Source organism: Henriciella sp. (genome assembly GCF_049649345.1).
Classification (GTDB): Bacteria; Pseudomonadota; Alphaproteobacteria; order Caulobacterales; family Hyphomonadaceae; genus Henriciella.
Genome location: NZ_JBARZC010000246.1, coordinates 1 through 5,542 on the forward strand (window position 1 = coordinate 1; position 5,542 = coordinate 5,542).

Annotated in this window: 5 protein-coding genes; 1 reads left to right on the top strand and 4 read right to left on the bottom strand. The window is 60.4% G+C overall.

Going from position 1 to position 5,542, the window contains the following annotated elements:
* Window positions 1-70: 70 nt before the first annotated feature.
* The 3 genes from WA989_RS06330 to lepA all read right to left on the bottom strand — a co-directional run bounded on the left by WA989_RS06330 (window position 71) and on the right by lepA (window position 3,614).
* Window positions 71-916, bottom strand: coding sequence for a rhamnogalacturonan acetylesterase (locus tag WA989_RS06330; RefSeq protein ID WP_424339661.1), 846 nt, complete (start codon window positions 914-916; stop codon window positions 71-73).
* Window positions 917-925: 9 nt separating this feature from the next.
* Window positions 926-1,732: an enoyl-CoA hydratase/isomerase family protein gene (locus WA989_RS06335; protein WP_424339662.1), complete on the bottom strand. Its 807-nt coding sequence runs from the start codon at window positions 1,730-1,732 to the stop codon at window positions 926-928.
* 76 nt (window positions 1,733-1,808) lie between these two features.
* The gene (gene lepA, locus WA989_RS06340; protein WP_424339663.1) at window positions 1,809-3,614 is read right to left on the bottom strand and encodes a translation elongation factor 4; all 1,806 of its coding nucleotides are present in this window, start codon (window positions 3,612-3,614) and stop codon (window positions 1,809-1,811) included.
* Window positions 3,615-3,721: 107 nt separating this feature from the next.
* On the opposite strand from lepA, the gene WA989_RS06345 reads away from it, so the two are divergent.
* Entirely contained in the window at window positions 3,722-4,834 is a 1,113-nt protein-coding gene (locus WA989_RS06345) for a Rieske 2Fe-2S domain-containing protein (RefSeq protein ID WP_424339664.1), read from the top strand.
* Window positions 4,835-4,837: 3 nt separating this feature from the next.
* On the opposite strand, the gene WA989_RS06350 is transcribed toward WA989_RS06345, so the two are convergent.
* Window positions 4,838-5,542 (bottom strand): DUF1428 domain-containing protein (locus tag WA989_RS06350; RefSeq protein ID WP_424339665.1); only part of this gene is annotated, 705 nt, incomplete at its 5' end.

The following is a 5,542-nucleotide window of genomic DNA, read 5'->3' on the forward strand; positions in this document are numbered from 1 at the left end:
GGCTCAATGCGGGCGAGGAGGCGAGGCTGCTGGCGCTCGATGCCGGTCAGCTCTGGCAGCTGGCGCGCCGCTAGCGGGCGTCGCGGGTCGCTTTCGTGCAATCAAGCACAGGTGCGGGACGCGTATCGTTGTCCGCCTCCGCCGCGCTCAGCTTCGCCGTGTCGATAAAGCCCGACAGACTTGGGTGGTCCGCGAACTCCTGCGCCAGCACATAGGCCATGCCGCAGGCGCCGAGTTCGCTGAAGTGAGTGTTGTCCTCGACGCCGTCCGGGAACCGGGGATGTCCATCGCCAGCATCGTGCCACAGATAGTCCTGCTTGCTGGCTTCGCGTCCAATTCCTTCGAAATAGGCAAGCCCGTGGCGGGCAAGGTCGACGAAGGGAACATCCAGCTCTTCGGCCACTGTTTCGGCGGCCTGAAGGTAGAGACCGTGCGTTTCAACCATTGCCGGTCCTTCCCAGAGCCGGCGCGGCGCCGATGACACGATGACGGGGATCGCATCTTTTTCCCGGACATCCACGACATAGTTTTCCAGCAAAGCCGGATAGTCGGTTCGTGGATCGGCGTAGCGTTCAGGCGCGTCATCGCGCGAATCATTATGACCGAAGCTGATCAGCACGACGTCGCCTGCCTTCAACGTATCGAGCAGGGCGTTCCATTTGCCTTCATCGGCAAAGCTGCGAAGGCTTCGGCCATTGACGGCGCGGTTGTCGAGCTGGGCCGGCGAGGCCATGAAGTAGGCAAGCGTCTGGCCCCAGCCGATCTGGGGCGCGCGCTCCGGCGGATAGTCAGCCGCCGTCGAATCGCCCGCGATGACGAGGTGAGGCAGGTCAGGCTCGGGCTCGGAGCTGGCGGAGCAGGCCGGAAAGGCGAGCAGGGCAAGAATAGCGATCGCTTTGAAGTCGGCCGGTCTCATCATCGCGTCCTACCGGCCCTTGAACTCTGCTTCGCGCTTCTCAAGGAACGCCATCATGCCTTCGCGGGCATCTTCGGACCGCAAGAGCGGCAGGAGCTGCAGGAAGACGTGATGGACGTGCTCCGTGAACGGCTCTGAGAGGCCCATGCGCATCAGGCGTTTGGAGGCCTGAACCGCCAGCGGGGCGTTCGATGTGATCTCCTTGGCCAGCTTGCGGGCTTCTTCCATCAGCGTGTCATGTGGCACCACTTTCGCGCAGAGCCCTTCTTCGAGGCACTCATCTGCCTTCAGGGTGCGGCCGGTAAAGATCAGCTCGCACGCCTTCTCCCAGCCGAGCATGCGCGGCAGAAACCATGTCCCGCCACTTTCCGGCAGGATGCCGCGCTTGGTAAAGGCCGCCGCCATCTTGGCCTTGTCAGACATGATGCGGATATCGCAGCCAAGCGCTGTGTCCATGCCATAGCCGGCAGCGCCGCCATTGATGGCGCAGATGGTCGGGGTATCCATGTTGAACAGGATGGTGGGCGGCGTGTTGCGAAGGTCGAGATTGGCCGATGAGACCGCGCCTGACCCCATGCTCTCCCCCTTGGTCGCGCTTTCAAGATTGAGCCCGGCGCAGAAGGCCCGTCCCGCGCCGGTCAGGATCACGCAGCGGACATCCGGGTCAGCATCGGCCTTGAGCAGCGCCTGAGAGAGCCCGTCCAGCATCGGCCCGGAGATTGTGTTCATCCGATCCGGCGCGTTGAGGGTGATGGTCGCGATGTGGTCTGCGACCTCGTATATGATTTCGTCGATTTTGGTTGCTGTGTCGGCCATGACGTCTCTCCCTTCAGTCGCTCAGAAGAGAATAACCGCGGTGTTCACGCCTGACTATCGGTGACGCTGGGGAGGGTTAGTCGTCATCCATCCGCAGCGCCGCCACAAACGCCTCCTGCGGAATTTCGACCTTGCCGAACTGGCGCATGCGCTGTTTGCCGGCTTTCTGCTTTTCGAGCAGCTTCTTCTTGCGCGTTGCGTCGCCGCCATAGCATTTCGCGGTGACATCCTTGCGCAGGGCCGAAATGGTTTCGCGCGCGATGACCCGTCCGCCGATCGCCGCCTGGACCGGGATCTTGAACATCTGGCGCGGGATGAGGTCTTTCAGTCGCTCGCACATTTGGCGCCCCCGGCCTTCGGCACGGTCGCGGTGGACCAGCATGGAGAGGGCATCGACGGGTTCGTCATTCACAAGGATCGACATCTTCACGAGATTCTCGGCGCGGTGGCCGATGATCTCATAGTCGAAGCTCGCATAGCCCTTGGAGATGGATTTGAGGCGGTCATAGAAGTCGAAGACGACCTCGTTGAGCGGAAGCTCATACTTTACCATGGCCCGCCCACCGACATAGGACAGCTCTTTCTGGATGCCGCGCCGGTCCTGGCAGAGTTTCAGGATGCCGCCGAGATAATCGTCGGGTGTGTAGATCGTCGAGGAAATCCAGGGCTCGCGGATTTCGGCAATCTTCACCACGTCTGGCATGTCCGCCGGATTGTGCAGCTCGATCTCGGTGCCATCCGTCATCGTCATCTCGTAGACAACTGACGGCGCTGTCGCGATCAGGTCGAGGTCGAACTCGCGGCTGAGGCGTTCCTGGATGATTTCGAGGTGGAGAAGCCCGAGGAAGCCGCAGCGAAAGCCCATGCCGAGCGCCGCAGAGGTTTCCATTTCCCAGGTGAAGGACGCGTCATTGAGGCGTAGCTTGCCCATGGCGGCGCGCAGATCATCAAAGTCGCCTGCATCGACCGGGAAGAGGCCGCAGAAAACCATCGGCACGACTTCCTTATAGCCTGGAAGCGGCGTGTCGGTCTGGTTTTTCTCGTCTGTGATCGTGTCGCCGACAGCTGTGTCACCGACTTCCTTGATCGAGGCGACGAGGAAACCGACCTCGCCGGGGCCAAGCTCGTCGACATCCATCGGCTTGGGCCCGAAAATGCCGACCTTGTCGACGTCATAGGTCGACTTGGTGCGCATCATCCGGATTTTCTGCTTCTTGCGCAGAACACCGTCCACGATGCGGACGATGACGACGACGCCGAGATACGGGTCGTAATAGGCATCGATCAGCGAGGCCTTGAGCGGATTGGTCGCGTCGCCGGTCTTGGGCGGTGGCAGGCGCGTGACGATCGCTTCAAGCACATCCTCAATGCCGATATTGTTCTTCGCCGAGGTCATGATCGCATCGGACGCGTCGAGACCGATAATGTCCTCGATCTGCTCTTTCACGCGGTCCGGTTCGGCCGCCGGCAGGTCGATCTTGTTGAGGACAGGGACAATCTCATGGTCCTGGTCGATCGCCTGATAGACGTTTGCGAGGGTCTGCGCCTCGACGCCCTGGGAGGCGTCGACTACAAGCAGGGAGCCTTCGCAGGCGGCCAGACAGCGCGAGACTTCGTAAGAGAAGTCAACGTGTCCCGGCGTGTCCATCAGGTTGAGGACATAAGTCTCACCATCCTTGGCCGTGTAGTTCAGGCGGACGGTTTGCGCCTTGATCGTGATGCCGCGTTCCTGTTCGATATCCATGGAATCGAGCACCTGTTCGCGCATCTCACGATCGGTGAGGCCGCCGGTAAACTGGATCAGCCGGTCAGCGAGCGTGGACTTGCCGTGGTCGATATGCGCCACGATGGAAAAATTGCGGATCTTGTCGCGGGGTGTCATAGGGCGGCATATAGCGAGGCTTGAGCGCTGCGACTAGCGGGGAGTTGCTGTCAATGCGGGTGAGGCACAGGGTTTCTGTAAACACTCGCGCAGTATAAAAGCACTCCATGCCCGATACGCAGACCCTCATAGACAAGACTGTCGAGACCCAGCCCGGCATTACGCCGGAAGGCTGGCTGACCGATAGCTGGTATCTGGGGTGTACGTCGAAAGAGCTGAAACCGGGCGGGCTCAAGCATGTCATCATGCTTGACCAGCCGATTGTGATCGGACGGACAGAGCAGGGCGAAGCGTTCGCGCTGCGCGATATCTGTCCGCACCGGCTGGTGCCGCTAAGCGCCGGGAAGATGATCGAGACGGCGGGCGAGCCGACCGTCGAGTGCCCCTATCATGGCTGGCGCTTCGGGACCGATGGCGTCTGCCGCCATATGCCGTCCGTGCTGGAGGAGCAGCCCTATGAGGCAAGCCGCTTCAAGGTTCGCAACTATCCGGTGGCCGAGAAGAATGGGCTGATCTTCGTTTTCATCGCGCATGACCCGAAGTTCGAGGGCGAGCCGGATGTGCCGCCGCCAGACTTTGGCGCGCTGCCGGACACGCCGAAATTCGTCATCGTCGAAGAATTCAACGCCCACATGGATGATGCGGTTGTTGGCTTGATGGACCCGGCGCATGTGGCTTTCGTCCATTCGCAATGGTGGTGGCGCCCGCCAAGCGTGGGCCTCAAACTGAAAGAGAAGCCTTTTGTGCCGCGTGACCGGGGCTGGGCGATTGATCGCCACCAGCCGTCATCCAATTCGCTAGCCTACAAGGCGGTGTTCGGCGGCAAGGTGACGACAGAGATCATTTTCCAGCTGCCCGGCTATCGCTGGGAGATTGTCGAGAATGAAAAGGCGCGGCTGCTGACGCTGACCTGCCTGACGCCGGTCTACAAGAAGAAGACGAAGATCACTCAGGTGACCTGGTTTACCGGCGCGCCGCTACTCAATCTCGCCATCCCGATCTTCAAGCCGGCCGCGCGCAAATTCCTTCGTCAGGATGGCGACATTGTCGACCTTCAGAATGAAGGCATGAAGTATCAGAAGGCGATGATCTGGATCGACGATATCGATGTGCAGGCCAAATGGTACCGCACGCTCAAAAAGGAATGGGCGACGTCGCGCACTGATGACCGCCCCTTCGAGAACCCGATCAAGCCGGTCACACTGCGCTGGCGCAGCTAGGCGTCATCTCATATCCAGCAGCGGTGTGAAACCGCCGAAGATCATTCGCTTTGCATCAAATGGCATCTCATTCGCCTGCATCCGCGGGTCAGCCATGATGGTCTTCCAGCCAGCATCGCTCGCTTCTTTCGAGGGCCACTCGACCCAGCCAAAGCCGACAGTCTCGTCAGCCGTCGCCTGAACGGAGCGCTGGAAATCGGTGACCTTGCCTTCTGGGACGTTGACGCCCCAGCCATCGACCACGCGGGTCGCGCCATGCTCAACGAAGAGCTTGCCCATGGCGGTCGCTGAGGCCGTGTAGGCTTGCTTGTTTGTCGTCGTGACCGGGATCACTGTGCCGTTGATATAGTCGGTGCCAGAAGCGCTGCCCGTATCGGCGATGGTTTCAAACCCGCCATAGATCATCCGCTTGCCGTCAAATGGCATTTTACCCATTTGCTCAAAGCGTGGATCACTCATCATTTTCTGCTCGGCAGCGTCGGCCACATCCTTTGAGGGATACTCGAACCAGGAGAAGACGATCTTCTCGCCTGGTTCGGCTTTTACCGCGCGGCGATGATCAGTGACCTCACCATCTGGTACATCCTCTTCCCAGGACTCGACCATGCGTGTGACGCCAAACTCCTTGAAGATCTGGAATGCCTCTTCGGCGTGCTTTTTGTAGGCGTCCTTGTTCGCTTCCGGAACGGCGGCGACGAAGCCCTGGAT